Annotated in this window: 37 protein-coding genes; 28 read left to right on the top strand and 9 right to left on the bottom strand. The window is 58.9% G+C overall.

The genetic code is table 11. From position 1 onward, the window contains the following. Nucleotides 1-483 precede the first annotated feature (483 nt). The gene (locus tag QCBJ_RS23430) at nucleotides 484-669 is read left to right on the top strand and encodes a hypothetical protein (protein ID WP_102061717.1); all 186 of its coding nucleotides are present in this window, start codon (nucleotides 484-486) and stop codon (nucleotides 667-669) included. 171 nt (nucleotides 670-840) lie between these two features. Here the strand turns inward: QCBJ_RS23430 and QCBJ_RS23435 are convergent, their stop codons facing one another. The 4 genes from QCBJ_RS23435 to QCBJ_RS23450 all read right to left on the bottom strand — a co-directional run bounded on the left by QCBJ_RS23435 (nucleotide 841) and on the right by QCBJ_RS23450 (nucleotide 2901). Beyond that, a complete protein-coding gene (locus QCBJ_RS23435) occupies nucleotides 841-1173 on the bottom strand; it encodes a DNA-binding protein (RefSeq protein WP_102061718.1) in 333 nt (110 codons plus the stop codon). After that, the gene (locus tag QCBJ_RS23440; RefSeq protein WP_102061719.1) at nucleotides 1170-1496 is read right to left on the bottom strand and encodes a type II toxin-antitoxin system RelE/ParE family toxin; all 327 of its coding nucleotides are present in this window, start codon (nucleotides 1494-1496) and stop codon (nucleotides 1170-1172) included. The genes QCBJ_RS23435 and QCBJ_RS23440 overlap by 4 nt, the downstream gene beginning before the upstream one ends. Nucleotides 1497-2048: 552 nt before the next feature. Continuing rightward, entirely contained in the window at nucleotides 2049-2420 is a 372-nt protein-coding gene (locus tag QCBJ_RS23445; RefSeq protein WP_046034443.1) for a hypothetical protein, read from the bottom strand. Then, nucleotides 2413-2901 (bottom strand): Panacea domain-containing protein, encoded by a 489-nt coding sequence (locus QCBJ_RS23450; RefSeq protein ID WP_043204860.1) that lies wholly within the window; start codon nucleotides 2899-2901, stop codon nucleotides 2413-2415. Before QCBJ_RS23450 ends, QCBJ_RS23445 begins: the two co-directional genes overlap by 8 nt. Nucleotides 2902-3167: 266 nt before the next feature. Here QCBJ_RS23450 and QCBJ_RS23455 point away from each other — a divergent pair, with 266 nt between their 5' ends. The 23 genes from QCBJ_RS23455 to recX all read left to right on the top strand — a co-directional run bounded on the left by QCBJ_RS23455 (nucleotide 3168) and on the right by recX (nucleotide 19084). Beyond that, nucleotides 3168-3902 (top strand): XRE family transcriptional regulator, encoded by a 735-nt coding sequence (locus tag QCBJ_RS23455; RefSeq protein ID WP_005785382.1) that lies wholly within the window; start codon nucleotides 3168-3170, stop codon nucleotides 3900-3902. A 591-nt stretch (nucleotides 3903-4493) separates the two neighbouring features. Further along, the gene (locus tag QCBJ_RS23460) at nucleotides 4494-4838 is read left to right on the top strand and encodes a phage holin family protein (protein WP_012722501.1); all 345 of its coding nucleotides are present in this window, start codon (nucleotides 4494-4496) and stop codon (nucleotides 4836-4838) included. Between the two features lie 21 nt (nucleotides 4839-4859). Next, complete coding sequence (locus QCBJ_RS23465; RefSeq protein WP_102061720.1) at nucleotides 4860-5375, top strand: hypothetical protein; 516 nt, start codon at nucleotides 4860-4862, stop codon at nucleotides 5373-5375. A gap of 3 nt (nucleotides 5376-5378) precedes the next feature. Further along, nucleotides 5379-5990, top strand: a complete 612-nt coding sequence (locus QCBJ_RS23470; protein WP_043204862.1) for a phage baseplate assembly protein V — start codon at nucleotides 5379-5381, stop codon at nucleotides 5988-5990. Between the two features lie 9 nt (nucleotides 5991-5999). Beyond that, nucleotides 6000-6332 carry a phage baseplate protein gene (locus QCBJ_RS23475; protein WP_046034446.1) on the top strand — a complete coding sequence of 111 codons (333 nt, stop codon included), beginning with the start codon at nucleotides 6000-6002 and terminating at the stop codon, nucleotides 6330-6332. Further along, the gene (locus QCBJ_RS23480) at nucleotides 6329-7324 is read left to right on the top strand and encodes a baseplate J/gp47 family protein (protein WP_102061721.1); all 996 of its coding nucleotides are present in this window, start codon (nucleotides 6329-6331) and stop codon (nucleotides 7322-7324) included. Before QCBJ_RS23475 ends, QCBJ_RS23480 begins: the two co-directional genes overlap by 4 nt. Next, nucleotides 7321-7950, top strand: a complete 630-nt coding sequence (locus QCBJ_RS23485; RefSeq protein ID WP_102061722.1) for a phage tail protein I — start codon at nucleotides 7321-7323, stop codon at nucleotides 7948-7950. The genes QCBJ_RS23480 and QCBJ_RS23485 overlap by 4 nt, the downstream gene beginning before the upstream one ends. Continuing rightward, nucleotides 7951-9957: a phage tail protein gene (locus QCBJ_RS23490; protein WP_102061723.1), complete on the top strand. Its 2007-nt coding sequence runs from the start codon at nucleotides 7951-7953 to the stop codon at nucleotides 9955-9957. It begins immediately after the preceding gene. Continuing rightward, entirely contained in the window at nucleotides 9954-10352 is a 399-nt protein-coding gene (locus tag QCBJ_RS23495) for a phage tail assembly chaperone (protein WP_256581559.1), read from the top strand. Before QCBJ_RS23490 ends, QCBJ_RS23495 begins: the two co-directional genes overlap by 4 nt. Nucleotides 10353-10437: 85 nt before the next feature. Then, on the top strand, nucleotides 10438-10629 hold the full coding sequence (locus QCBJ_RS23500) for a hypothetical protein (RefSeq protein WP_043204866.1): 192 nt from the start codon (nucleotides 10438-10440) through the stop codon (nucleotides 10627-10629). Nucleotides 10630-10631: 2 nt separating this feature from the next. Then, on the top strand, nucleotides 10632-11798 hold the full coding sequence (locus QCBJ_RS23505) for a phage tail protein (protein WP_078047138.1): 1167 nt from the start codon (nucleotides 10632-10634) through the stop codon (nucleotides 11796-11798). Beyond that, nucleotides 11798-12304, top strand: coding sequence for a phage major tail tube protein (locus tag QCBJ_RS23510; protein WP_012722511.1), 507 nt, complete (start codon nucleotides 11798-11800; stop codon nucleotides 12302-12304). The genes QCBJ_RS23505 and QCBJ_RS23510 overlap by 1 nt, the downstream gene beginning before the upstream one ends. Nucleotides 12305-12355: 51 nt before the next feature. Then, nucleotides 12356-12928: a phage tail assembly protein gene (locus tag QCBJ_RS23515; RefSeq protein WP_046034451.1), complete on the top strand. Its 573-nt coding sequence runs from the start codon at nucleotides 12356-12358 to the stop codon at nucleotides 12926-12928. Further along, nucleotides 12925-13050: a hypothetical protein gene (locus QCBJ_RS30480; protein WP_012722513.1), complete on the top strand. Its 126-nt coding sequence runs from the start codon at nucleotides 12925-12927 to the stop codon at nucleotides 13048-13050. Before QCBJ_RS23515 ends, QCBJ_RS30480 begins: the two co-directional genes overlap by 4 nt. A 6-nt stretch (nucleotides 13051-13056) precedes the next feature. Continuing rightward, nucleotides 13057-14208, top strand: coding sequence for a glycine zipper domain-containing protein (locus tag QCBJ_RS23520; RefSeq protein WP_012722514.1), 1152 nt, complete (start codon nucleotides 13057-13059; stop codon nucleotides 14206-14208). After that, nucleotides 14208-14591, top strand: a complete 384-nt coding sequence (locus tag QCBJ_RS23525) for a phage tail protein (RefSeq protein WP_046034453.1) — start codon at nucleotides 14208-14210, stop codon at nucleotides 14589-14591. The genes QCBJ_RS23520 and QCBJ_RS23525 overlap by 1 nt, the downstream gene beginning before the upstream one ends. Continuing rightward, nucleotides 14584-14796, top strand: a complete 213-nt coding sequence (locus QCBJ_RS23530; RefSeq protein ID WP_012722516.1) for a tail protein X — start codon at nucleotides 14584-14586, stop codon at nucleotides 14794-14796. Before QCBJ_RS23525 ends, QCBJ_RS23530 begins: the two co-directional genes overlap by 8 nt. A 9-nt stretch (nucleotides 14797-14805) precedes the next feature. Next, nucleotides 14806-15816 carry a contractile injection system protein, VgrG/Pvc8 family gene (locus QCBJ_RS23535; protein WP_102061724.1) on the top strand — a complete coding sequence of 337 codons (1011 nt, stop codon included), beginning with the start codon at nucleotides 14806-14808 and terminating at the stop codon, nucleotides 15814-15816. Nucleotides 15817-15837: 21 nt separating this feature from the next. Continuing rightward, the gene (locus tag QCBJ_RS23540; RefSeq protein WP_046034455.1) at nucleotides 15838-16395 is read left to right on the top strand and encodes a glycoside hydrolase family 19 protein; all 558 of its coding nucleotides are present in this window, start codon (nucleotides 15838-15840) and stop codon (nucleotides 16393-16395) included. Further along, nucleotides 16383-16883 (top strand): lysis system i-spanin subunit Rz, encoded by a 501-nt coding sequence (locus QCBJ_RS23545; RefSeq protein ID WP_012722519.1) that lies wholly within the window; start codon nucleotides 16383-16385, stop codon nucleotides 16881-16883. The genes QCBJ_RS23540 and QCBJ_RS23545 overlap by 13 nt, the downstream gene beginning before the upstream one ends. An 81-nt stretch (nucleotides 16884-16964) precedes the next feature. Then, a complete protein-coding gene (locus QCBJ_RS23550) occupies nucleotides 16965-17465 on the top strand; it encodes a CinA family protein (protein WP_012722520.1) in 501 nt (166 codons plus the stop codon). Between the two features lie 84 nt (nucleotides 17466-17549). Then, the gene (gene recA, locus QCBJ_RS23555; protein WP_012722521.1) at nucleotides 17550-18608 is read left to right on the top strand and encodes a recombinase RecA; all 1059 of its coding nucleotides are present in this window, start codon (nucleotides 17550-17552) and stop codon (nucleotides 18606-18608) included. A gap of 8 nt (nucleotides 18609-18616) precedes the next feature. Further along, nucleotides 18617-19084 (top strand): recombination regulator RecX, encoded by a 468-nt coding sequence (recX, locus tag QCBJ_RS23560; protein WP_012722522.1) that lies wholly within the window; start codon nucleotides 18617-18619, stop codon nucleotides 19082-19084. Between the two features lie 221 nt (nucleotides 19085-19305). On the opposite strand, the gene QCBJ_RS23565 is transcribed toward recX, so the two are convergent. Both QCBJ_RS23565 and QCBJ_RS23570 read right to left on the bottom strand, forming a co-directional pair. After that, nucleotides 19306-20418: a TIGR00730 family Rossman fold protein gene (locus tag QCBJ_RS23565; protein ID WP_102061725.1), complete on the bottom strand. Its 1113-nt coding sequence runs from the start codon at nucleotides 20416-20418 to the stop codon at nucleotides 19306-19308. Between the two features lie 377 nt (nucleotides 20419-20795). Beyond that, nucleotides 20796-21236, bottom strand: coding sequence for a PA3611 family quorum-sensing-regulated virulence factor (locus QCBJ_RS23570; RefSeq protein ID WP_034102440.1), 441 nt, complete (start codon nucleotides 21234-21236; stop codon nucleotides 20796-20798). Between the two features lie 179 nt (nucleotides 21237-21415). Between QCBJ_RS23570 and QCBJ_RS23575 the strand changes: the two genes are divergently transcribed. The 3 genes from QCBJ_RS23575 to QCBJ_RS23585 all read left to right on the top strand — a co-directional run bounded on the left by QCBJ_RS23575 (nucleotide 21416) and on the right by QCBJ_RS23585 (nucleotide 23477). Beyond that, a complete protein-coding gene (locus QCBJ_RS23575; protein WP_012722525.1) occupies nucleotides 21416-22135 on the top strand; it encodes a tRNA-uridine aminocarboxypropyltransferase in 720 nt (239 codons plus the stop codon). A gap of 253 nt (nucleotides 22136-22388) precedes the next feature. Then, nucleotides 22389-23039, top strand: a complete 651-nt coding sequence (gene erdR / locus QCBJ_RS23580; protein WP_012722526.1) for a response regulator transcription factor ErdR — start codon at nucleotides 22389-22391, stop codon at nucleotides 23037-23039. A 69-nt stretch (nucleotides 23040-23108) separates the two neighbouring features. Further along, entirely contained in the window at nucleotides 23109-23477 is a 369-nt protein-coding gene (locus QCBJ_RS23585; RefSeq protein WP_173390397.1) for a diacylglycerol kinase, read from the top strand. Between the two features lie 3 nt (nucleotides 23478-23480). Here the strand turns inward: QCBJ_RS23585 and QCBJ_RS23590 are convergent, their stop codons facing one another. Further along, nucleotides 23481-24407 carry a LysR family transcriptional regulator gene (locus QCBJ_RS23590; RefSeq protein ID WP_012722528.1) on the bottom strand — a complete coding sequence of 309 codons (927 nt, stop codon included), beginning with the start codon at nucleotides 24405-24407 and terminating at the stop codon, nucleotides 23481-23483. Nucleotides 24408-24532: 125 nt separating this feature from the next. Between QCBJ_RS23590 and fpr the strand changes: the two genes are divergently transcribed. Further along, nucleotides 24533-25312 (top strand): ferredoxin-NADP reductase, encoded by a 780-nt coding sequence (gene fpr / locus QCBJ_RS23595; protein ID WP_003189055.1) that lies wholly within the window; start codon nucleotides 24533-24535, stop codon nucleotides 25310-25312. Nucleotides 25313-25374: 62 nt separating this feature from the next. Here the strand turns inward: fpr and tsaA are convergent, their stop codons facing one another. Continuing rightward, nucleotides 25375-26070 (bottom strand): tRNA (N6-threonylcarbamoyladenosine(37)-N6)-methyltransferase TrmO, encoded by a 696-nt coding sequence (tsaA, locus tag QCBJ_RS23600; RefSeq protein ID WP_012722529.1) that lies wholly within the window; start codon nucleotides 26068-26070, stop codon nucleotides 25375-25377. A 3-nt stretch (nucleotides 26071-26073) separates the two neighbouring features. Then, on the bottom strand, nucleotides 26074-26535 hold the full coding sequence (locus QCBJ_RS23605) for a DUF1456 family protein (RefSeq protein WP_012722530.1): 462 nt from the start codon (nucleotides 26533-26535) through the stop codon (nucleotides 26074-26076). Nucleotides 26536-26598 lie beyond the last annotated feature (63 nt).

Consider the following 26598-nt stretch of genomic DNA (forward strand, 5'->3'; position numbering starts at 1 on the left):
CTTCCCCGATCATTAGGCCCAGGATTTTGTGTATAAGTCTTGGATGTCATGAAAAAGATCAAAAAACGTACTATTTTTTTCTTAGGCCCTTATTTACGGCCTATGGCGCATTTGCATATTTTTTGTATGGTTATCTTATCCACAGCTTTATGCACAGGAGGTGTGCATAAGATTAGTTAAAATAGGTGTTGATTTCTCTTATAAGAGATGGTTACTATCCATCTGTCGGTTCTAGATGTAGTGACTGACATTTTGATGGTGGCTTTATTGACGCCATTAAAAAAGTCCCGAGTGCTTTCGCACGCGGGACTTCCAGGCTGAATCTGGGGACGATTTTGCAGACCTTCCCAATTCAGAAACCATAGCCGAAAAGCAGCTACAGGCTTATTGATTCTATATGCGTTAGCGTTTTAGCGCAACGTAGAGGTTGTTATCGATGGTTTGTAGGTCCTTTAGGCATTATTGCCAAGAAGGAGAATCTCCATGGCAGCAGGTAAAAAGCCCGGTCAAACCACCGGCAAAGAAGGCGGTATCTTTCAAGAGCAAGGGCCACGTGGCGGCTTGAAGGATAATTTTGCGGCGGTCCCAGATGGTAAGCCGTTACCTCCTACTAGTAAGCCAGGTAGTACGTGGATTCCAACCCACACAACTCCTGATAGTAAGCGCTAAAAAGAAAGGCCGCGGATTTCATCCGCGGCCTTTTTTATGCATTTTTGCCTCAGGCTGTTCGCATTGCATGTGTGAAACGAAGCTTTCTTTCAGATCTTAATGCAGGTTTGGCTCACACAAAAAAATGCCCCAGCATTTGACCGGGGCATTTTTTATTTTGTATCTACAAGATCAGGCGCAAGCTTCTTCTGTGCGATGAGATACGACCTTCGACATACCTACACCTAGCGCCTGGAGTACTTTGAGAATGGTGGAGAGCTTTGGATCTCCGCCAACCGCAATGGATCTGTAGAGGTTGCCTCGTGCTAAGCCAGTGCTTTGAGAAAGGCTAACCATTCCACCTCTAGCTTCTACTAGGCGGCGGATGGCAACGAGAAACGCATCCTCTCCACCGACTTCGTCAATTTCTTCAAGTGCGACAGAAAGATACTCGATGGCAAATGCTTCGTCGTCTCTAAGCATTTCGAGAACGCTGTCTTCATGAGAACGAGTACGAATTGTCATTTTCTTTTCACCTTAAGAGAGTTCCAGAGAGCCTTGGCCTGATCGATGTCGTTTTGCTGTTTGTCCTTTGAGCCTCCGCCCAACAGGAAAACTACCTTTCGATCCTCGACTGCATAGTAGATGCGAAAGCCAGGACCAAAATTCAACTTCATCTCAAAGACCCCATCACCAACCGGCTCGGTATCGCCAAAGTGCCCGAGGGAAGCTCGGTCCACTCTGGTGGTGATTCTTGCTTTGAATCGCGTGTCTCGCACGGTGTCGAGCCAAGCTTGGTAGATATCCACTCCATTGGCAGATAGTACGTGTTCCACTTCGTACGTCACAAATGTACCTTAAAAGAGACACTGCATTGATTGAATTTTTGTATCGGGTTCGATGAGTTACCGAAATTAGGTCCGATTTTTATACGTAGTGGCAAGGTGAAATGACAGTGTATCTGTAATGAATTGGGATTGGGAGGCGCTTGACCCTGGATATGGTGGATCCAGGTATCGTCTTCGGACGGAAGGAACCTTGCTGGGTTGAATGGGGCAAAAATGGGGCAAGCCGTACGCCAATCTATGCCATTCAATGCCCTTTATGCATTTATGCAACTTGATGCGGGTGGGTGCTATAGCCAGTAACCACGGGCCTCCCTCCCAAAATCCAACAAATACTCCTACACAATTGGCGTGTGGGAGGACAGATCGGACGTATTTTTACTCATTGGGTCGTAGGCAAATTCGTTGAAGGAGTGGGGCAAATGTGGGGCATTCCGCCCTGCGATTTTGCAATGGGCGCAAGGTTAACACGCGAGGTCGGGGCTTCGCAGGTCGCAAACGGGTAGGTAAAACGCAGGCCGAAAGCCAGAGGTGGGGAGCAGGCTCCAGGCGCCGCTATTTTGCCCTGCGGCCACTGGCGGGGAACAAGCCTCGGATAACCCCGAGAAAAGCGGCAAACAAGTTGATGGAGGTTGCGGTGGTGATAGCGATCAACACGTTGTCGGAAAACGGAGCTTTGCCGGAATAGTAAGTTGACCAACCATTCCACACGAGCAAAACGGCCCAAAAGATCACGCCGCAGGCAGCAAACCAGAAAGCACGCCCCGCATACTTCTTGCGCAGCTGCCTTTCGGCCTTCTGATCCTTCAGGTTTTGGTTTCTTTCATCGTCAGCACCCACTGCCTGCTCGCCCCCAGGTTGGGAGTCCTGGTCGGGCCCTGATGCGGGGGGCAGTGTCAGCTCAAGGTTGTCGAGTTCCTCACTCACGGTTGCGGCTCTTTGGGTGAATGAACTCCGCCATTTCCTTCCAGTCAATGGCGGAACCATCCGCTCCCCTGAGTGCCCAGGCGGTACCTTCCTCGTGGGAGAGGTTGGACAGTTGAGTCCCTGACCACTTGCCGTATTTATTGATAATGCGGTCAATCAGACGCTGGGCGTAGGTATCGCTTTCAGGAATTCTCGGTGTCACGAAGACGATGTCTTCGACGTCGGGTTTAAGGTTGCTGAGCAGCGACGTCACAGGGCGGCTGCCGTAGGACTTCAACTCATGATAGAGCGATGGAATGACCGGGCCGTATTGCCAGCGGGCAAAGTGATCATCCATAAGGGGTAGCTCCCTTTCACGCAGATGCCAGGACTGCGTGTAAAACAGCAGCTTTTGAAGCTTCATTGGAGTCAAGCCTGAAAGCTTGCCTTCTTTGGCGCGTTCAATGAAGGCGTTAGCAACAGCTAGAGCTGAATAAGCCATGAGCACCTCCGAAATGGCTGGCTACGTTGTTATAGAGTTTCATATATAGGCTCGGGATTGTCGACATGCAATGGCGTCGGTTGACGGGCGCCGTGTCGTATCCCGGGCAGGCTGGAAAAGTTGAATCAAGTCTGGCGGATAATAGTGGGCTGAATACTGTTTGTATAGACAGTGTTTCGTGAGGATTTTAGCGGAATACTGATAAATGCATAGATTATGCAAATTAGCATTTGCCAACCCCAAAATCTCCCGCCATTATCCCCGTTATGCAAAAACGCAACGTTTCTATCGTCTTAAGAGAACTGCTGGACCGCGACCGGATCTCCCCCACGGAGCTTCACCGGCGTACCGGCGTGCCTCAATCCACGTTGTCCCGGATTCTCAGCGGCAAGATCGTTGATCCGTCGGACAAGCACATCTCCCGTATCGCCGAGTACTTTCGTGTCAGCACCGACCAGTTGCGCGGGCGCGCGGCGGTGGGCGCCCTGCGCGATGACGGGCGCGACCCGATGCATTCGGAACTCAAGGACATAAGCCTGTGGGATGACGACACGCCCGTTAATGATGACGAGGTGTCGATCCCCTTTCTGCGCGAGGTTGAATTGGCTGCTGGATCAGGAAGATTCGTCATCGAGGAAAGCGAGAAGGCCAGCCTGCGGTTCGGCAAGCGCAGCCTGCGGCATAACGGTGTGCAGTTCGATCAGGCCAAGTGCGTGACGGTGCGTGGCAACAGTATGTTGCCGGTACTGCGTGATGGCGCGACGGTCGGGGTGAACGCGGGCAAGAGTGGCATTGGTGACATCGTTGATGGCGACTTGTATGCCATCAACCACAATGGTCAATTGCGCGTGAAACAGCTCTATCGCTTGCCTTCCGGGATTCGCCTGCGCAGTTTCAATCGCGACGAACACCCGGATGAGGACTACAGCTTCCAGGATATCCAGGATGAGCAGATCAGCATCCTCGGTCATGTGTTCTGGTGGGGCATGTACGCCCGTTAACCTCCTTGCGTAAGACAAAGCCCGCCCATGAGCGGGCTTTTTTTCGCCTGCGGCAAATCACCGAACCCTTGGCCTGCAAGGCTGAAAATGCATTTGTGCAATTCACGTCAAAAAATAAATGCACTTGTGCATTGACTGTATATGCATACATGCATATTCTTCGTCTCAAGCCAGCCAACAAGGTGGTGGAGGCGGCAAGGATGCTGCCAAGGAAGACAAGGAAGGCACGCAACATCGGCAAGGACGCCATCTGAGCGATGGCAGGGATGCCAAGCAACACCGGCAAGGATGCCGACGCTCTTTAGTGTTACCGCTTCAAGAACAGGCAGCGATGAACCGGCCTTAACGGTTCAGAGGGTTGGCAACTGACCCGGGTGTGCAGCGTAAAGCACCAGAAGCAGTTATCCGGCAGACAGGGATCGTGGTCGGAAAAACATTGAGGAAAGGTCCGTACCGCGCCAGTAGCGCCGAAAGACCGAGGACATCATTACTGAAAAGCCCGGGCAACCGGGCTTTTTGGAATGCCTACCTACACATGGATTTACCCAAGAGCCGGCTCTGTGCCGGTAGTGCTCAGCCAGGAGGCGTGACATGACAAACGAGCAGCAAGCGTTAGCGGAAATGCCTATCTGGCTGGTGATCGTACTGGCCCTGATCGGCGGGGTGTCTGGCGAGATGTGGCGCGCCGACAAAGAGGGAGCCCGTGGTTGGTCGCTGGTACGGCGCCTGGCGCTGCGTTCCGGGGCATGCATGGTCTGCGGCGTGTCGGCATTGATGCTGTGCTACGCCGCCGGCATGTCGATCTGGACCGCCGGGGCCATCGGTTGCCTGACCGCCATGGCCGGTGCGGACGTGGCCATCGGCCTTTATGAACGCTGGGCGGCCAAGCGCATCGGGGTCAACGAGGCCCCGACCTCTCGCCCGGATCAGCAGTAACCGCTGCAAGGACGCAAGCAGATGACGCTTCTTGAAAAACCTTCCCAATTGCCCATCGCGATTGGGGACGCACTGAAAAGCGCGTTCCCACAGCTGCGCGTTGGCAATCACCATGATTTTCCCGACACGGGCGATAAAACCGGCATCTTGATCAGCGTGGAGCGCAACGGCCCTGGCGTTCGCTCCCTTGCTGGGCGTAAGGCCCATGCCTTGTCGGTGTCACTCAGGGCCACGGTGGCCAACGGGTCGGCACCGTTTGACGCGTGCGACCTGGCCAGCCAAATGATGGACCTGGCCCTGGATAACCGCTGGGGCCTGCCGCCAGACCAGTGCGACCTGCCCACCGCGATTGTCGCGGCACCTTCCGCACTCACCGGCGCGGAAACGGACTACGACACCTGGAGCGTGTCCTTTACCCAAAACCTCTACCTCGGCCCGTCACTGCTCGACGATCCCACAGGCAAACCGCTGTTTGCCTGCACGTGGGAGGTCACGAACATCGACGATCCGGACCAATATCGCCCGCTGCAGGAGTAGCCCATGTTCGATGCACTGCTACGCATGCAACTGGGGCCGATCGTCGAACGCCTGGCGGAAATGGAAACTCAGCTGGAAGACCTGTATCGACGCGCAGAGAGCTTTTGCCGGATTGGCGTGTGCCAGGAGGTCGACGCCGCCAGCAATACCTGCAAGGTCAGCCACGGTGATTTGCTCAGCCCGGCGATCCGATTCTTCAACCCAAGCGCTGGAGCGCAAACCGAAACGCGCATTCCTTCAGTGGGCGAACAATGCCTGCTGCTCAATTACGGCGGTGGGGAAGGGGGCGCGCAGTCGGTGGCGTTGTTTGGCCTCAACAGCAGTCTCTTTCCGTCGGTGTCCGCCGTTGCGTCGCTGACGCGGCGTCGCTACCAGGACGGCACCCAAAGCGACTACGACGACGCCAGCCACCTGTTCAATTGGGTTAACGGCCCGACCACGTTCAGCGGCTCCCGCGAGCAGGTCGACGTCAAGGTCGGTGCCGCCAGCCTGACCATGAATACCCAAAGCATCACCCTGCAACTCGGCGCCACCGGCGTGTTGCTGGATGCCGCCGGCGTGCATTTGAGCGGCCCGGTGGTGGATCACCAAGGCCGCGTGATCAGCAGCGCATAAGGATTTGCCATGATCGGAATCGATAGGAACACCGGGGCAGCCGTCGATGACTGGCTGCAATTCGTGCAGCGCGCCACCCGAGCGCTGACCACCCCGCTGGGCACTCGGCAGAAACGCCCACTGTACGGCTCGATGATCCCGCAACTGCTCGGCCAGAACCTCGGCGACGACCTGTTGATCCTCGCCCAAAGCCACGCCGCGCAGGCGTTCTACAACGCCCAGAACGGCATCGCCGACTTTCAACCCCAGGTCATCGTCGCCACCCGCCAGGGCGCCGGTTTGTTGCTGCGTTTTGCCGGCACCTGGAAAAACCGCCAACAATCCTTCGAGGTCGTGACATGAGCATGTTGATCCCTGGCCAGAACCAACTGGCGGAACCGACCCTCATCGCTGTCGATGAGTTCGAACCCTTGTTGGCCGAGTTCAAGGCCTTCGTGGTCGACTACGTCGCCATCCGCGCGCCGCAAAGCGCGGCCAAACTCAGGGTCAGCCTCGACAATGAAAGCGAACTGCTGACCCTGGCCCTGGAAGCGTTTTGCGTGCGCCTGCAAACCCACGAGCGCAAGTACAACGCTCGCATCAAACAGATGCTGGCGTGGTGGGCCACCGGCAGCAACCTGGATGCACGCCTGGCCGACATGGGCCTGGAGCGCCAGGTGCTCGACCCCGGTGACCCGGCCGCCTTCCCGCCGGTGCTGCCGGTGCTGGAAAGCGACGACGACGCCCGCCTGCGTTACTACCTGGCCCCACACGCCCCGGCTGCGGGTTCGCGCATGCAATATCGCCGCGAGGTGTTCACCCTGGGCGAGCGGCCGTCGGTCAAGGTGCAAAGCGCCACGCCGGGTGTGGTCACCGTCAGCTACACCTTTGACCCGGACGGCTATGCGGCTCAGGTCAAGGACGGCAACGGCCGACGCATCGCCGCCGGCGAGGTGATGGTCACTGTGCTTTCAAGAGACGGTGATGGCACCGCGTCTGCCGATTTGCTTGACGGCGTACGGCGACATTTCGCACGACCCGATGTAAGGCCGGAAACCGATCTTGTCACCGTCCAAGGGGCACAGATCCAGCGCTATAAAATTCGTGTGGTCGCCAAGATCAACGCCGGTCCTGATTCGGGGTTGACCCAAGTGGCTGCTCAGCAACTGCTGCAAACCTACGCCGACTCCTGCCATCGCCTGGAAGGCCGAGTCGACCCAAGCTGGATCGACTACGCCATCCACAGCGCCGGCGCCGCGCAACTGCAGATCCTCGAACCGCTGGAGCCGATCATCAGCTCGGCATTCCAGGCTCCGTACTGCACGGGCGTCGAGGTGGAGGTGCGTACGCTATGAGTGAACCCAAAGCGAGCCTGTTGCCTGCCAACAGCTCACCGCTGGAAAAGGCGTTGGACCTGGGCTTCGGCTATTTGCTGGAACGGGTGACGCCACCCTTCCCTCAACTGATGGACCCGGATCACACACCGGCGGCGTTCTTGCCCTACCTGGCAGCGGACCGCGCGGTGAACGAATGGAGCACCACGGCCCCCGAGGCCGAGAAGCGCCTGACCGTCAAACTCGCTTGGCCTACCGCCCGGCAGGCCGGCACCCGCCAAGCCCTGGAAAACGCCGCCAAGGGCCTGCAACTCAGCCCCGAAGTGCGCGCCTGGTACGAGCAAAAACCGCCCGGCGTGCCCTACAGCTTTGCCGTACGCGCCTGGACCGAATTGCCCTACAGCGAAACCATCGACGCCCGACTCGACCGCCGCCTGGCCGACGCCAAAAGCGAGCGCGACATCCTGTCGATCTCCGTGGGCCTGAGCGCCTCCGGTCGCCACAGCATCGGCGCCGCCACGCTGTGCGGCGAACTCACCACGATCTATCCCAACGTGCTGGCAGGGGTCGAGGCCTCAGGGCGCACCTTTATGGCGGCCGGCCTCTACACCGTCGAAACCACCACCCTTTATCCACAGGAGCACTAAATGGCTGACTATTACACCCTGCTCACCGACGCGGGGATCGCCTACGAAACCGCCTGCAAGGCTGCCGGCGTGCCGATCAAACTGGCGCAGATCTCCGTCGGCGACGGCAATGGCGCCGTCTATAACCCTGATGCCAGCGCAAAAGCGCTGAAACGCGAAGTCTGGCGCGGGCCGTTGAACGCTTTATTCCAGGATGAGAAAAACGCCAACTGGTTGATGGCCGAAGTCACCATCCCGTCGGATGTGGGTGGCTGGTATGTGCGCGAAGCCGGGTTGTGGACGGATACCGGGATTTTGTATGCCATCGTTAAATACCCGGAGTCGTATAAGCCGGTGTTGGCGACGTCGGGGTCGGGGAAGGAGTTTTATATTCGCTCGATTTTCGAGACGAGTAATGCGGCGATTGTGACGTTGTTGATTGATGACACGGTGGTGAAGGCTACTCGGGCTTGGGTGATGGATTATCTGGGTCGGCAGTTGGCTGAGGGAACGTATACCAAGGCTGAGATTGAGATGCTGATTGCTCAGTCTTCAGCGTTGCCTGTGGGGTCTATGGTTGCGTTTCCAATCGATAAAGTCCCGGTAGGGTTCCTGGAAATTGACGGTAGCGTGAAGAGTGCCACGGCCTATCCTGATTTGGCGAAGTTTCTGGGTACGGCCTTCAATAAGGGTGATGAGGGCGCGGGCAATTTCAGACTGCCAGAGTCGCGTGGGGAGTTTTTGCGTGGGTGGGATCATGGGCGTGGAGTCGATGTTGGCCGTACCATCGGTGGCTTTCAACTCGATCAGATGCAGGGCCACCTTCATGCTCCGCCTAAGGGGGCTACGGCATATGCCGCGTTTGGTCCGGGTGGTTCAGCTCTAGCGAGCGGTAGCGGAATCATAAATCCTGCTGCTTCCGGTTCGTCAATGACGGACGGTGTTAACGGTGAGGTTCGCTCTGGCGCGGAGACGCGTCCGCGCAACCTTGCCGTGATGTGGTGTATCAAAGCCTGGAACGCACCTATCAATCAGGGAAGTATTGATGTTGCAGCGCTCGTCAGTGAACTCGATGCGTTGAAATCTGCTGTTCCAGTCGGTTCGATTATTCCATTCCCCAAAGCTGCGGTGCCGCCAGGCTATTTGGAATTGGATGGTAGCGTACAAAGCGTCGCAACTTACCCAGACCTAGCGGTCTATCTAGGCACTACGTTCAACACAGGGGGCGAACCTGTTGGGTTCTTCCGCTTGCCTGATTCGCGTGGCGAGTTCCTACGAGGTTGGGATCATGGGCGGGGCATAGACTCAAATCGGACAATTGGTAGTTGGCAGAAAGGCACAGCAGTTACTCATGACTCTGATCGCGGTCCCGCCTTGACACCAATTGTTATTGGGGCGGCGCTCTCTGGAGGTGCTTCGGGTAGCGAAGCTATCGGTGCTGACTCATATCAGATTCAAGCTGGAAATTATGTATTGCAATCTGCTTGGGCGGGCACCCCGTCACCTGTTGCGACGGTGGACACGTATCTGGGCGTAACACGTCCTCGAAATCTGTCAGTCATGTGGTGCATCAAGGCTTGGAACGCCCCCATCAATCAGGGGCAGATAGACATTAGTGCACTGGCTCTTGAGGTTTCCAACCTGGCAAACATGGCTGACTTCACTGTTATTTATCCGGGAGGTGGTAACAAGACCAGTCCGGGAGGCGTGGCGACCAATAGTCGCTACATCGCGGCAAACCCTTTTCCTGGATATCACGTGTTTTGCACCGCGCAAGTTCTCTACAACGGAGAGTGGGCAAACCCTGAGTTTGGCGATCATTTCAGCGGCATAGGCGGGCCTGACCGTTACGGTCATGGTGTTCAAGCAAATCAGATGGGTAACTCGATTATTGTTCAAACGGGGGTTAACGGCCTCGTCTATCCGAATGCCTTGTCTGGTGCTCCGTTTTTGCTATCGGCAACGACTGGTGTTTCTCCGTTGCCTTGTCGTGTTCTTGTGTGGCGATTGAAGGGGGTGATTGCATGACCGTTTATGCAGCGTTGGGGAGTGGTTTTCAGCAGGTGGGAGGCGTTTGCCCAGAGGGCTGGGTGGTTATGCAGGGCGATCGCCCTTCTCCCATTCATATTGCCTCGCAGGAGGGTGTCTGGATTGTTCCTGTTCCTTCACCTGACGATATCCAAGTTGCCCTGAAGAACGCCGAAAGAACTTGGCGGGGCAGCGTGCTGACGGCGGTTATATGGTTGCGTGAACGTCACCAAGACCAGCGGGAAATTGGCGGAGACACAGCATTGTCCGGCGAGCAATTCGCTGAGTTGTTGGCCTATATGCAGGCACTGCGCGACTGGCCCCAATCCCCCGACTTTCCGAATAGCGAACATCGACCGATAGCACCGGCCTGGATCGCTGGCCAAACCGAATAAACGCTCCGCGCTGACGGGGCGTTTTCTTTATCAATCTGAACACCCGCCGCCTTGAGCGGCTTTTTTGTGCCTGGAGATCCTACCTATGCCCACCCGCCAAACCTACACCGTCCTCATCCCATTCCCCACCGGCGCCGGCCATTGGTCCACCGTCGGTCAGGAATTGGAGTTGCTGGACGTTGAAGCATCCGCCCTGCGCACCGCTGGCCGTCTGGAACTCACCAGCGTCCTTAACGCCACCCCGGCCAAAAAGGCCACTACCAAGAAGGTTGACTAACCATGGCTGAGGTTCTGAACTTCGAGCACAACGGCATCACCGTGAATGCCACTGAATCTCCCGAGGCCATGGGTGGCCTGGGTGACAACGTGATTGGCCTGGTCGGCACTGCGCCGAAGGCCCATGCGTCGATCCCGAAAAACGCGCCGTTCCGTATCAACAGTTTCACCACCCAGGCACTGCTGGACCCCACCGGTACCGAGTCGGGCACGCTGTTCCACGCGGTCTACCAGATCCTCAAGGTGGTCAAGGTGCCGGTCTATGTGGTGATCGTGGAGGAGGGCGCCACTCCGGCGGATACCCTCAACAATGTAATCGGCGGTGACGAGCCGGTTACCGGTCGCAAGCTGGGCCTGGCTGCACTGGCCAGCGTGCCGGAAGACCTGACCATCATCGGGGCTCCGGGCTTCACCGGTACCAAGGCTGTGGCCGGCGAGTTCGCCTCGTTCGGCAAGCGCATCAAGGCCCGCGTGGTGCTGGACGGCAAAGACGTAAGCGTTGCCGACCAGGTGACCTACAGCGGCGAACTGGGCGGTGCCGACCTGGGCTTCGACCGATGCCTGCTGGTGCACAACATGCCGTCGGTGTACTCCAAGGCGGCGAAGAAAAACGTGTTCCTCGCGCCATCGTCCCTGGCTATCGCGGCGCTGGCCAAGGTCAAGCAATGGGAAAGCCCGGGCAATCAGGTGACGTTCGCCGAGGACGTTTCCCGCGTGGTTGAGTACAACATCCTCGACACTTCGACCGAAGGCGACCTGCTCAACCGTTATGGCGTGAGCTACTACGCCCGCACCATTCTCGGCGGTTTCTCGCTGCTGGGTAACCGCTCCATCACCGGCAAGTTCATCAGCTACGTCGGCCTCGAAGACGCCATCAGCCGCAAGCTGGTCAAGGCCGGCCAGAAAGCCATGGCCAAGAACCTCACCAAGTCCTTCATGGACCAAGAGGTCAAGCGCATCAACGATTGGCTGCAAACCCTGGTCGCCGACGAAACCATCCCCGGCGGCAGCGTGTACCTGCACCCGGAGTTGAACAGTGTCGAGAAGTACAAGAACGGCACCTGGTTCATCGTCATCGACTACGGCCGCTACGCGCCAAACGAACACATGATTTATCAACTCAATGCCCGCGATGAAATCATCGAGCAGTTCCTGGAGGACGTTCTCTAATGTTTACCAACCGAGTCAGACAGGCCATTGCGGCCACCCTTCAAGGCCTGCCGTTGTCCGCGACAGTGGACTCCTTCACGCCGCCGAAGATCGAGTTCGAAATGGAAGCCATGACCGGCGGCCGTTTCATTGCCGAAGAAATGGCCAAGAGTGGCAAGCCTTTGACCGCCACCTTGATCCTGCAGGGTGCCGGCCCGGAAATCATGCTGGCCCTGGGCGTGCGCCTGGGCGATGACATCCTGCTCAACGTGCGTGAAGCCGGCCAGGACCAGGACGGCAAGACTTATTTCACCTACCACACCGTTGGCGGCAAGCTCAAATCCTTGAGCGAGGCGGCGATGGTGATGAATACCAAGGCCACCACCACGCTGGAGCTGTCCTGCCGCACCTACAACCGCCTGGAAAACGGCATTCCGGTGATCGACATCGACGTGCGCACCCAGAAGTTCGTGCTCAACGGCGTCGACATTCTTGGCGATGCCCGCCGCGCCGTGCTGATGCCGTAATCCCCCGGGGGCGGGTTCGTTCGCCCCCCTACTTCACCAAGGAGCTGCCCCATGGCCTGGATGCCACCGCTGCACCGCCTGCTCTCGCCGATCAACGCCGACACCGGCGCGACGATCGAACAGGTGCAACTCAAGCCGCTGTACTACGCCGCGCAAAAAGAAGCGCTGGCCCGGGCCGGTGATGACGAGGACGACCAGTTCTTCGAACTGGCGAAACTCGCCACCGGCCTGTCGGAAAAAGAGCTCGACCAACTCAAGCGCCCGGACTACGTGACCATTGCCCAATACGTACACGAGATGTCGACACGTCCCGCGTCGTTTTTCCTCGGCACGCCGGCGGAATCGGGCCACGACCAGCCCGTCCACTTGCTGCTGCCCCTCGATGCTGCCGGCCGTACCTTTACCGAGTTGTCCTTGGAAATGCCCGCCCTGCGCGCGACCAAGGTGATGAAGAAACTCGCCACCAACAAAGAACGCGCCGAGTTCATCACCGCTCACTGCAGTGGCTTGATGATCCCTGATCTTGCCGGCTTGACCGTACCCGACTGGACCGAACTGCAGGCGCGCATCGACGATTTTTTAAATCAACCGGCGGCCTTCTTTCGCAACGCGACATCGAAGTGATCCTCGATGTGGTGCCGCTGGTTTACTCGGTAACTGAAGCGGAGATCCTCGACTGGGATGCCGCCAAAGCATTGCGCCGCTACGACATCGCGATCACTCGCCTTGGGGTTAAACAGGAGTAGAGCGGGATGCAGGAAACTAAATATGGGATCAAGCTCGCCCAGGAGGACTTCCGCTGGATGATCGGCGAGGCCGATCTCGGCAATGTGCTCGCACCGTTTTCCACCCGTGCCGCGGCACCTGTGAGCCTGGAGGCTGCCTCGCAGCCACAGTTGGAGCTGCGCTCTACGCTGGTCACACTCAGTGTGGACATCAACGCCTTGACCCAAGAGCAAGTGCGACTGCGCGAGACGTTGGAGACGCTTAACAGTACGTTGTTCATCAACAGCGATTCCCTGGCGCCCAGGGCGGCTGATGTCGCCACGAGTGCGTTGAAAGATGAACCCAAGGCGCCCGCTGACGGGGCTGTGATGGGCATGGTCAAGGCCGTTGGCGGCGAATTGTGGGATGCGCTGAAAGGCAAGCTCGCAGACAAGGCCATTGATGGGCTCCTGGACCCGATCAGCAAGAAGGTCAAAGGTCGCAAAAAAATCGGTGGGGGTGGTTCAGGCCTACTTAACCTGTTCGGGCAAGCCCGCCAGGCCCTGGGTGGCTCGCCACCAGGCATTCAGTGGGGTGTGACCTCGCAAGGCTTTCAGTCCTTTGCCGGGGCAAGCGTCGCAGCGCCAAGGCTCAGCCTGCCAAATGGCCCCTCCGGTGCCTTGACCGATACCGTTGCCACACTCGGAACCGTCGGCATCCGGCGGCTCGCCCCCTTGAGAACCGCAGACGCCGCCCTGGACGTGATCCAGGGCGTGCGCCACGGCGATGCCAACGCCATCGGTTCCGGCCTGAGTACCGCCGGTGGAGCCTGGGCCGGCGCCTCTGCCGGCGCAGCCATCGGCACTCTGGTTTTACCCGGCGTAGGCACTGCCGTCGGCGGCGCGATCGGTGGTCTGCTGGGCAGTGAGGCGGGCGCCTGGTTGGGGGACAAACTGTTCGGTTCGAGTGATCGCTTGCCGTCACCGAACGCGGTCAGCAAAGAACTCAACCATGCACGCCCGGACAACGTTCAAGTCTCGATCGCCCCCAGTATCCAGATCACCGGGGTCAATCCTGCCGACGCCCAGCAGGTGGTCAACCAGGTTATCCAGGCCCTGCAATTCCAATGTGTGCCGATGCTCACCGATGCGTTGGGGATCCGGCGCAACGCGGCTTTGGCTGATCCAGGAGGTGATTGATGCGACAGCAAATGGTACTGGGCGCCTTTATTTTTGGCCTCTCCCGAGGGTTTGCCTATTCCACGTTGGCCCGTAGCAGCGATGGCGGCTGGAGCGACCTGGCGATAATCGCCAGCAAGCCGCAGTCGCGGCAGAGCGGCCAGAAGCTGGAAAAACTTACGTTCAGTGGCACGGCCATGTACGGCATCGGTATGCAGCGACTGGATGAATTGCGCGCGCTGCAAAATCAGCGCACGCCGTTGCCGCTGGTGGATGGGATCGGCCGTAACTGGGGCTTGTGGCGGATCAACTCGGTGATGGAAACCCAGAACAATGTGATCGATGACGGCACCGCCATGGTCATGACCTGGAGCCTTGAACTGGAGGAATTCGTCAATGCGTAGAGTGCGAAGTATCGCCGGTGATTCGGTCAACCTGCTGCTCTACCGCGAGCTTGGGCGTTGCGATGATGGCGCCGAAGAAACCTTGTGGCGCCTGAACCCGGACCTTGCCGAGTACGGCCCGGTACTTCCGGCCGGTGTGTGGGTGAGCGTGCCTGAAATGCAATCGCGGCCGACTGCGTTGCAGCCTGTTCTGGCATGGGATTGAGGAGGTTTTATGGCACAGGGATTTACGCCGATCGTGGAGTTTTACGGCGCCAACGCGGCGTTGCTCAATCAACGCATCATGCGTTGGAGTCACACTGACGCGGCGGGCATAGAGTCTGACCGGCTGGAACTGACGCTCAATATCGAAGGCCTTGAAGGCCTGCCAAGCTTGAGCGGCAAGGTCGGCATGCGCGTGGGTTACTCGGAGTCGGGGCTGGTAGAGAAGGGCGAGTTCGTCATTACCCAGCGAACCCCCGTGCTGTTTCCCATGCGCCTGATGATCGTGGCGACGGCCGCGCCGTTTAGCGTGGGCGACCCACACGGCTACCGTCAGCGTCGTTCCGCCAGTTACGGGCCTACCACCCTGGGGGCGCTGTTTCGGCAATTGGTCGGCCGGCATGGTTTTTCACCGCGTGTGGCGCCGTCGCTGGAGGGCATTCCGATTGCCCACATCGACCAATCCAACGAAAGCGATATGGCCTTTATCACGCGTCTGGCCAGGCGCTATAGCGCGGTGACCAAACCGTTCAACGAACTGTATGTGCTGGCAGAGGCCGGGCAAGTCAAATCGCTGTCCCTTCAACAACTGCCGGAGGTGAAATTGTCCGTGACCCAGGACAACCGCCCCGGTGACCACGCCTTCATCACCGCCACGCTCAACGACAACGCGCGCTCCAAATACGGGGGCAGCCGTGTCACCTGGTGGGATGTTGCCGGGGGCAGGCAGCGCGTGGTTGAGATCGGGGTCGCGCCGTTCAAGACCGTGCGCCAGCGGTGTCAGAACGCAGAAGAAGCGCGTGCCGTCGCCGAAGGTGAGTTGCGCCGTGTGGGGCGGGAGGGGCTGGAGCTGTTGATCGATTGCCCCGGCAACCCGTTGTTGGCCGCCGAAGGGCTGTTGCGCCTGGACGACACCTGGCCGGCATACATGCAGGGGCAGTGGTCGATAACCAAGGTCATCAATGTGGGCGACCCGGTGACGGGGTATCGCAGTTCGATCACGGCCGGTGGTTTGTCCACCTAGGGGATTTTCAAGGTGAGTGTGGTGGTGATAACTCAGCCTCAATTGATTCAAATCATGCCAGGAGCCCGCCGTGTAGCGGGCCTTTTTTTACCCGCGTTGAATGCGGCTTTCATTCGTTACGAAATCAACAGCGTACAGCGTGCCGCTGCTTTTCTCGCGCAGATCGGCCACGAGTCCGGCGAACTGCACTACGTGCGCGAACTTGGCAGTGACGCCTATTTGAGCAAGTACGATACCGGTGCATTGGCTGCGCGCTTGGGCAACACGCCCGAGCCGGATGGCGATGGCCAAAAGTACCGAGGCCGCGGGCTGATCCAGATCACCGGTCGGCGCAATTACCTGGCTTGCAGCCAGGCGCTGTTCGGTGATGAACGATTATTGCGTGAGCCGGTGTTGCTGGAGCAACCCCAATGGGCCGCCGAGTCCGCCGCCTGGTTCTGGCAGAGCAATGGCCTGAACGAGCTGGCGGATAAGGATCAGTTCACCACCATCACGCGGCGTATCAACGGCGGGCTCAATGGCCTGGAAGACCGTTTGCGCTTGTGGGCGCGGGCGAAGGCGGTGTTATGCGCTTCTTAGGCGTATGCCGCCTCATCGGCGCGTGCTTGCTGGTGGCGCTGACCTGGCAGGTGCAGGCCTGGCGCCATGCTGCGCAGCTTGAACATGTGTTGATGGCGCAGGCGCAGGCGCTATCTGCGCAAAGCCAGGCAGCCTTGCATCAACAGCAGGCTGAACACGCCAAACGGCTGGCCCTAGAGCAACAGCTCAACGCCAGTGACCAACACCATGCGCGGGAGTTAAGCGATGCCCAACGTCACCAAGCTGCTCTGCGCGACCGCCTGGCCACTGCTGATGTGCGGTTGTCAGTCCTTCTCGACGCCACCGAGTCCACCAGTGGCTGCACAATGCCAGCCTCCGCCCCCGCCGGCAGCGTGGTTCATGCAGCCACGCGAGCCCGACTTGACCCGGCGCATGCTCAGCGAATTATCGGCATCACCGACGACGGAGACAACGCCCTGATTGCCTTGCGGGCCTGTCAGGCCTATGTGCGCGCGGTCGCCCGTTAATCTCTTGTTCCAGTCTGTCGCTTGCATGAGCGATTTGCTCCTGTAGGGTAGGCAAATCCCCGCCCACTTCTGGAGACGACCGTGAAGGAAATCACTCAATTGGCTGCCGAACTGGGTCGCCGCTTGCAGGTGCTCAATGCGCATGTCACCACGGCCGAGTCCTGCACCGGCGGCGGTATCGCGGAAGCCATCACGCGGGTCCCGGGAAGCTCGGCCTGGTTCGAGGCGGGTTACGTCACGTATTCCAACCGCCAGAAGACCCGGCAGTTGAATGTGCCGGAAACGTTGTTTCCAAAAGTCGGCGCGGTCAGCCAGGAAGTGGTGGAGGCGATGGTCCGTGGCGCACAGGAAAAAAGCCTCGCGCGATTTGCCGTAGCGGTCAGCGGCGTGGCTGGGCCGGACGGTGGTTCGCCGGACAAACCGGTGGGTACTGTATGGCTGGCCTTTGGCGTTGGTGACGAGTTGACGGCCGAGCTGCAGCACTTCCCCGGCAACCGCGACGAGGTCCGCCGACAAACGGTAAAGGCCGCGTTAGAGGGCTTGTTGCGACGAGCTGCAGCAGAAATAGAAAATCAGGGGTAGGCGATCTCCGATCTTTGTGGAACAATACTGTCTACTTATACAGGTGTTGGCCGCCCCGGCCTTATTGATTACGTGAGGACTTTAATGGACGACAACAAGAAGAAAGCCTTGGCTGCGGCCCTGGGTCAGATCGAACGTCAATTCGGCAAGGGTGCCGTAATGCGTATGGGCGATCACGACCGTCAGGCGATCCCGGCTATTTCCACTGGCTCTCTGGGTCTGGACATCGCGCTCGGCATTGGCGGCCTGCCAAAAGGCCGTATCGTTGAAATCTACGGTCCTGAATCTTCCGGTAAAACCACCTTGACCCTGTCGGTGATTGCCCAGGCGCAGAAAATGGGCGCCACCTGCGCGTTCGTCGACGCCGAGCACGCCCTCGACCCTGAATACGCCGGCAAACTGGGCGTCAATGTTGACGACTTGCTGGTTTCCCAGCCGGACACCGGTGAGCAAGCCCTGGAAATCACCGACATGCTGGTGCGCTCCAACGCCATCGACGTGATCGTGGTCGACTCCGTGGCAGCCCTGGTACCCAAGGCTGAAATCGAAGGCGAAATGGGTGACATGCATGTGGGCCTGCAAGCCCGTCTGATGTCCCAGGCGCTGCGTAAAATCACCGGTAACATCAAGAACGCCAACTGCCTGGTGATCTTCATCAACCAGATCCGTATGAAAATCGGCGTGATGTTCGGTAGCCCGGAAACCACCACCGGTGGTAACGCGCTGAAGTTCTACGCTTCGGTCCGTCTGGATATCCGCCGTACCGGCGCGGTGAAAGAAGGTGACGAGGTGGTGGGTAGCGAAACCCGCGTTAAAGTCGTGAAGAACAAAGTGGCACCGCCTTTCCGTCAGGCTGAGTTCCAGATTCTCTACGGCAAGGGTATCTACCTGAACGGCGAGATGATCGACCTGGGCGTGCTGCACGGTTTCGTCGAGAAATCCGGTGCCTGGTATGCCTACAACGGCAGCAAGATCGGCCAAGGCAAGGCCAACTCGGCCAAGTTCCTGGCGGACAACCCGGACATCGCTGCCACGCTTGAAAAGCAGATTCGCGACAAGCTGCTGACTGCAGCACCAGACGTGAAAGCTGCCGCCAACCGTGAACCGGTTGCAGAAGTTGAAGAAGCTGACACTGACATCTGAAGCAAACGATGACTGTTGTACTGGATACACTCGTCGCCGTTCGGCGCACCGCAATGGACCTGCTCGCTCGCCGCGAGCATGGTCGAGTCGAGCTGACGCGTAAATTGCGTCAGCGCGGCGCGGAGCCCGAGATGATCGAAACTGCCCTCGACCGCTTGACGGAAGAGGGGCTGCTTTCCGAGTCTCGTTACCTTGAAAGTTTTGTCTCCTACCGAGCCCGCTCCGGCTACGGCCCAGCGCGCATCCGTGAAGAGCTGAGCCAACGTGGTCTGCAACGTGCGGACATCGACCTTGCCCTGCGTGAGTGCGGTATCAGTTGGCAGGCGCAGCTGGAAGACACCTGGCGACGCAAGTTCTCTGGCCATCTTCCGATTGATGCCAGGGAGCGTGCGAAGCAGGGGCGATTCCTGAGTTATCGCGGGTTTTCGATGGAGATGATCAGCCGCTTGCTGAGCGGTCGGGATATGGACGACTGAGTATCTCGGTGTACAGGCCGTTGTGGTGAGCGGGCGTACCGTGGCTAAGGCGCTTGCTGTGGCAAGGGAGCTTTGTTGTGGCAAGGGAGCTAGCTGTGGCGAGGGAGCTTGCTCCCGCTGGGCTGCGAAGCAGCCCCATCGCAGCCCCATCACCCCCACTGAGACACCACCCAAAAGACCCACTATGAAAATAGTGGGTCTTTTTTTTTGCCCTCAAAAAATCAAGCCGGCTCCGGTGCCACCCGCTGCTGCGCCTTCCCCTGAGCCTGCGCCCAGTTCTCCGGCGAGTTGATGTAATCCACCAACTCGCGCAACCGCCCCTGATCGCGACCATTGAAGTTGAACACCAACCGCGTCAAATGGCCGAACCTCGGCTCATCATGCTCCTCGCCGGTGTACGCAAGCTGCTGAAACTCCCCGCTCAACCGCAGGCTGGCAAACTCACTCTGCAGATGGGCCAATGCCCGGTCACTGAGTGGGTGATGCATGCGCACCACAAACTCCCGCTTCAACCAGCGTGTGGAGTGGAAGTTGGCATAAAACTGGTTGATCTCTTCAACCGCCTCTTCGGCGCTGTACACCAGGCGTACCAGCTTGAGGTCGGTGGGCAGGATGTAGCGGTTGGCTTCCAACTGGCTGCGGATAAAGTCCAGGGCGCCTTGCCAGAACCCGCCGCCTGGCGCGTCCAGCAGCACCACCGGCACCAGCGGGCTCTTGCCGGTCTGGATCAGTGTCAGTACTTCCAGCGCTTCATCCAGGGTGCCAAAACCACCCGGGCACAAGACCAATGCATCGGCTTCCTTGACGAAGAACAGCTTGCGGGTAAAGAAGAAGTGGAAAGACAGCAGGTTCTCCGTGCCATCGATGGTCGGGTTGGCATGCTGCTCAAACGGCAGCGTGATATTGAACCCCAAGCTATGTTCCAGGCCCGCGCCTTCGTGGGCGGCGGCCATGATGCCACCACCGCCGCCGGTGATCACCATCAGGTCCGAGCGCGCCAGTGCAGCGCCAACTTCTCGGGCCAGGGCGTACAGCGGGCTTTCCACCGGGGTGCGTGCCGAACCGAACACGGTGACCTTGCGTCGGCCCTTGAACTGTTCCAGCACGCGGAAGGCGTGGTCGAGTTCGCGGATGGCTTGCAGGGTGATTTTGGCGTTCCAGCGGTTGCGGTCGTCCTGGGCCATGCGCAGCACGGTGAGGATCATGTCGCGATACAGAGGGATATTAGGGCTGTTGGGAGCGATCAGCTGGAGTTGGGCTTCGACCTGCTGTGTAAGGTCGGCGCCGTTTTCTTCAAAATGCCGGAGCAGGCTGTCATTCGGTTCGTAAGGCATTCAACTTCTCCTTCTTCACAGAGGCGGGGCCTGCGGCGAGAAATTCGTCCGGCGGCCGCGACACTGCATGTGTCGCTGCATGCCCAAGGCATTGCACATGTTCGCCAGGCGGCAAACGGGCTCTGTATGTTCCTTGTGATTTAAAAACCTTTGCACTGCACGTCGCAGGAGGGCAACCCTCTTTTGCCCTGAAAATGTTACAGAACGGCGTGAAAACCGTTGTGAACGGGCGGTTGGGATGGCTTGATCATGGGCCGAAAAACCCTTGGCTGGCAACCGCTTATTGGTCACTCATCAGGGAGTTTAGCCGCGTACAGGGCGTTGAAGCGGGGGGAGTGCGCGCCACCGGACAGCAGCGCGCGACGGTCAGGCCAAGGTTACTTTTTCTTCTTCGCCGCAGCCGGTGCCGGGCAATCCGCTTCGACGAACTTTACCGATGCCACAGGACGGTTGGTCTTGTTCTCGGTGATTTCGTAGCGCATCACCGCGCCCTTGGCCATCAGCTCGCGGTAGCCTTTGTTCAGGCACACGCTCTGGCCCAGTTGGAAATACACCGCCTTGGGGTTGGCGCGCATCTGTTCGGCGCGGTCGGGCAAGACGCTGAGGTGATCGATCAGCTGCATGCCTTCTACGGTGTAGGCGACTTCCAGGGTTTTTTCGTCGATTTCCCGGGGCAGGTCCTTGTTGCTCTCCGCCGCGACGCTTTGCAGCTTGCGGTTCATTTGGGCCTCCAGCAGCGAGGCCGCCTGGGCGCACACGGGCAATACCAGCGCGAGGGCGACGGATGGGGCGACAAAACGCAGCATGGAACGCAGCATGAAACTCTCCTGATTCGGTTACTGGTGCATAGACCAGCCACTGCGCTGTGCGTTCAGTGGCGCGCAATTATAGGTGAGCCCCTGCCACTACAGCCAGGCGTATCGCTGGTAAACTGCGGCCACTTCCGCCTTCCACGAGTTTTTACCGTGTCGATTTACCCGTTCCCACGGCGCATCCGATGAGCCACGCCGTTTCCCGCCTGCGCACCCAGCGCCTGGCCCGCGCCGTCCGGCCGTTCCTCAACCGTGGTTCGCGTGCCGAGCGTTGCCCTGGCTGCCGGGTCATCCCTGAATACTGCCTGTGTGCCTGGCGGCCCAAGGTCGCGGCGAAATCCGCCATGTGCCTGCTGATGCATGACGTTGAGCCGATGAAACCCAGCAACACCGGCTGGCTGATCGCCGATGTCATCGACGACACCACGGCGTTCGCCTGGTCGCGTACCGAAGTTGACCCTGAATTGCTCACTTTGCTGGCCGACCCACAATGGCAGCCCTATATCGTGTTCCCCGGCGAATTCGTCGCGCCCGAGCGTGTCGTCAGCGAAGTGACGGTGGCAGAGGGCAAGCGCCCATTGTTCATCTTGCTCGATGGCACCTGGAGTGAAGCGCGCAAGATGTTCCGCAAAAGCCCCTACCTGGAGCATCTACCGGTACTCAGCCTGGCGCCGGAACAGCTGTCACGCTACAAACTGCGTCGTTCCAAGCGCGACGACCACTTCTGTACCGCCGAAGTCGCCGCCCTGTGCCTTGAGCTGGCGGATGACCAGGCCGCCTGCGAAGTACTCGACGCCTACCTGGACGTGTTCAGCACCCATTACCTGGCGGCCAAGTTCCAATTACCCCTGGACCCGACGGACATCGTCCATACTCGTCTTGCGCCCTATGTAACGGCGGTATAACCAGACGACGTTTGCATGATGGCACCCTAAACCCGCACGCCGCTAAAATGCCCATGGGCGTAGTGCTTGACCCCCCAGGCTACGCTGGGCATGCTGGGCGCCGATTGGGGGGCAACCGTGAATTTTTCGACGTCGTTCCAGGGGCTTTTGACGTTGAGCGTGCCCTGTGGCGATAGCTGCCTGGCTGTCGCCTTGTGTACTGGCGAACCCTGAACCCATCAGGGCTCCCATAAAAAACAGGATCATTTAATCAATGGCCACATACGAAATCCTGATAGCCGACGACCACCCGCTGTTTCGCAGCGCGCTGCACCAAGCAGTGACCCTGGGCCTTGGCCCGGACGTGCGCCTGGTCGAAGTGGCCAGCATTGCCGAGCTGGAAGCCCGCCTCACCGAAAAATCCGACTGGGACCTGGTGCTGCTCGATCTGAACATGCCCGGCGCCTACGGTTTCTCCGGGCTGGTGCTGTTGCGTGGGCAATACCCGCAGATCCCCGTGGTAATGGTCTCCGCCCAGGAAGAGGCCGATGTGGTGGTGCGCTCCAAGGAGTTTGGCGCCAGCGGTTTCATTCCCAAGTCCAGCGCGATGGAAGAGATCCAGAAAGCGGTGCGCGCCGTGCTGGATGGCGATGTGTCCTGGCCGCCGCAGGCGTTTGAAGAAATCAATGTGTCCGACGAGGCCAAGGCCGCCCGTGATGGCCTCGCCAGCCTGACGCCCCAGCAGTTCCGGGTGCTGACCATGGTCTGTGAGGGCTTGTTGAACAAGCAGATTGCCTACGAACTGAGCGTGTCGGAAGCGACAATCAAGGCCCATGTGACGGCGATTTTCCGCAAGCTGGGCGTGCGTACACGTACCCAGGCGGCGCTGCTCTTGCAACAACTTGAGTCAATTTCGCAGCACTAGGCGTTCACCGCTTCACGCTTTTTTGACTTTGCGTGATCTAGTTTCCCCACTCCTTTGGTTCAGTTGCCTATCTCTATGTCGCCTTTCAAGGGTCAAACCGGTATCAAACGTATTTTCAATGCAGGGGGATATTCCCTGGACGGCCTGCGCGCAGCGTTCACCGGCGAGGCGGCGTTCCGCCAGCTGGTGCTGCTCAACGTGATCCTGATCCCGGTGAGCTTTTTCCTGAATGTCAGTCGGGTCGAGCGGGCCTTGCTGATCGCCGTGTGCCTGCTGGCGTTGATCGTCGAGTTGCTCAACTCGGCGGTGGAGGCGGCGATCGACCGCATCTCCCTGGACCGCCATCCACTGTCGAAAAACGCCAAGGACATGGGCAGCGCCGCCCAGTTCGTCGCGCTGACCATGATCACTCTGGTGTGGGCCGTGATCCTGGTCTGACCCTCAGGCAATGCTCGGCAGCACGATCTCGTCGCTGCGCTGGACCCCGGCGGTGAAGGCGCGGCACAGCTCCAGGAACTCACGCATGGCCGAGGTCTGGTACTTCTGTTTATGCCAGATGAAGTAGAACTGCCGGGCCAGGTCCAGGTCCGGGGTTTCCACCGGCACCAGGCTGCCACGGCGGAATGCATCGCGCAGCGCCAGCCGCGAAATGCAGCCGATCCCCAACCCCGACTCCACCGCACGCTTGATTGCCTCGGTGTGTTCCAGCTCCAGGCGGATATTCAGTGTGCTGCGGTGGTGGCGCATGGCTTGATCGAACGTCAAGCGCGTGCCCGAACCCTGTTCACGCAGGATCCACGCTTCGTGGGTCAACTCATCCATGCTCGCCATGCCACGCTTGGCCAGATGATGCTGCGGCGCACAAAACACCACCAATTCATCCTCGACCCAGGTTTGCACCTCGATATCCGGGTGGCTACAGTCGCCTTCGATTAGACCCAGGTCAATTTCGTAATGCGCGACCTGGTGCACGATATGGGCAGTGTTCTGCACATGCAGCTTCACCTGGCTCTCGGGGTGCTGTTGCATGAAGCTGCCGATCAGCAGGGTGGCCAAATAGTTGCCGATGGTGAGGGTAGCGCCGACCGCCAGGGAGCCAAATCCGGACTTGCCGTTCAGCAGGTCCTCGATCTCCTTGGCCTGGTCCAGCAGCGCCACGGCTTGAGGCAGCAACTGGTGGCCGAGGGCGTTGAGGCTCAGGCGTTTACCGGCGCGGTCGAATAATTGGCAGCTGGATTGACGCTCCAGCTCGGTAATTGAAGTGCTGGCGGCGGATTGAGATAAGGCCAGAAGGCCAGCAGCGCGTGAGACGCTTTCCTGCTGGGCGACGGCGACGAAGACTTGCAGTTGACGGAGAGTAAATCGCATATCGATATAACCGATAACCCTTATCTTAATAATCCAGTTAACAGATATTGTCGCCGCCATTAGAATGCTGTGCAATTGCGCATCCACACCTTTGGCGCAGACCCATTTCCAGGAGTCCCCCGTACATGAGCAACATGAACCACGAGCGTGTCCTCAGTGTTCATCACTGGAACGACACTCTGTTCAGCTTCAAGTGCACCCGCGATCCGGGCCTGCGCTTCGAGAACGGTCAGTTCGTGATGATCGGCCTGCAACAGCCCAACGGCCGCCCGCTCATGCGCGCTTACTCCATTGCCAGCCCGAACTGGGAAGAGCATCTGGAGTTCTTCAGCATCAAGGTGCCGGATGGTCCGCTGACCTCCCAATTGCAGCACTTGAAGGAAGGCGACGAGATCATCATCAGCAAAAAACCGACAGGCACCCTGGTGCTTGACGATTTGAAGCCGGGCAAACACCTGTACCTGCTCAGCACCGGTACTGGCCTGGCGCCATTTATGAGCGTGATCCAGGACCCGGAAACCTACGAGCGTTTCGAAAAAGTGATCCTGTGCCACGGCGTGCGTTACGTCAACGAAGTCGCTTACCGCGAGTTCATCACCGAGCACCTGCCGCAGAACGAATTCTTCGGCGAGGCCCTGCGTGACAAGTTGATCTACTACCCGACCGTGACCCGCGAGCCGTTCGAAAACGAAGGCCGCCTGACCGACCTGATGCGCAGCGGCAAGTTGTTCAGCGACATCGGCCTGCCGCCGATCAATCCTGAAGATGACCGCGCCATGCTGTGCGGCAGCCCAAGCATGCTGGACGAAACCAGCGAAGTGTTGAACAGCTTCGGTCTGAAGGTTTCGCCGCGCATGCGTGAGCCGGGTGATTACCTGATCGAGCGCGCGTTCGTCGAGAAATAAACACCGGTCAAAAAAATGTGGGAGGGGGGCAATCCCCCTCCCACATTTTGTTTCCGGTTTATTCAGTTAGCTGGCAGCACTTCAAGCACACAAATCACCCCAGCCTCCGGATAGTGCCAACGCACATCCACATCCCAGAATTGCGCACCGTATTCCCGCTCTGGTCCCGGTGTCTGGTACGCCGGCCGTGGATCCTGCGCCAAACACTGATCGATCAATTCCACTAGTGGCTCGCCAAGGCGCTGGGCATGGCCTTGTGCCTGTTGCAGGGCGGTCTTCAGCCACTGCACGGGGATCAACTGCGGCGCACCGCTGGCGATGTCATTGGTGGCCGTGTCGACGATGTCGGCATACGGCACATACGGCTTGATATCCAGCACCGGCGTGCCATCCAGCAAGTCGATCCCGGAAATCCACAACCGCCCCGGTTCCACCTTGTCCAGCTTCACCACCGACTGGCCAATGCCATTGGGTCGATGGGTCGCGCGCGTGGCAAACACGCCCATGGACGTGTTGCCGCCCAGGCGGGGAGGGCGCACTTTCAGGCGGGGTTTGTCTTCCAGCGCCTGGTGGAACAGGAACAGCAGCCATACATGGCTGACCTGTTCCAGGCCCTGCACCGCGTCACCGCCGTCGAACGGCGCCACCAGCTCCAACACACCACGGGCGGCGGGCGCCAGCTGTGGTTGGCGTGGGATGGCAAACTTCTCCTTGAAGCAGGAGCGCACGAACCCGACGGGCGAGACGTTGTAACTCATGGCTTACGCACGAACCCGCAGCGTCAGGCCCTTGAGGAAGTTACGCAGCAGCTGGTCGCCACAGGTCCGGTAGTTGGTGTGGCCGAACTTGCGGAACAGCGCGCTCAGCTCAGGCTTGGACACCGGAAACTCGGCGGCCTTGAGGATCGCATGCATGTCGTCTTCCTTCAGTTCGAAGGCCACGCGCAGTTTCTTGAGGATGATGTTGTTGGTCACCGGGGTCTCGATCGGCTGCGGCGGGCGGCTTTCGTCCTTGCCGCGCTTGAAGATCACCAGGCCATCGAGGAAGTGGGCCATGACCTCATCCGGGCAGAACACGAAGCCTTCTTCCTCATCTTTCTTGAGGTAGGTCAGCAGGTCTTCTTTGGTGACTTCCATGCCGCCGAGCTGGGTGATCTCGACCATCTTGTTGTCGCTGATGTCGAGCATGTAGCGCACGCTGCGCAGTACGTCATTGTGAATCATGGTGGGCAATCCTGGTTTTCAACGGTGGACACCGCCCAGGCAGGCGATGTCGATAATAGGGGA

Source organism: Pseudomonas sp. QC2, assembly GCF_002859085.1.
GTDB lineage: Bacteria > Pseudomonadota > Gammaproteobacteria > Pseudomonadales > Pseudomonadaceae > Aquipseudomonas > Aquipseudomonas petroselini.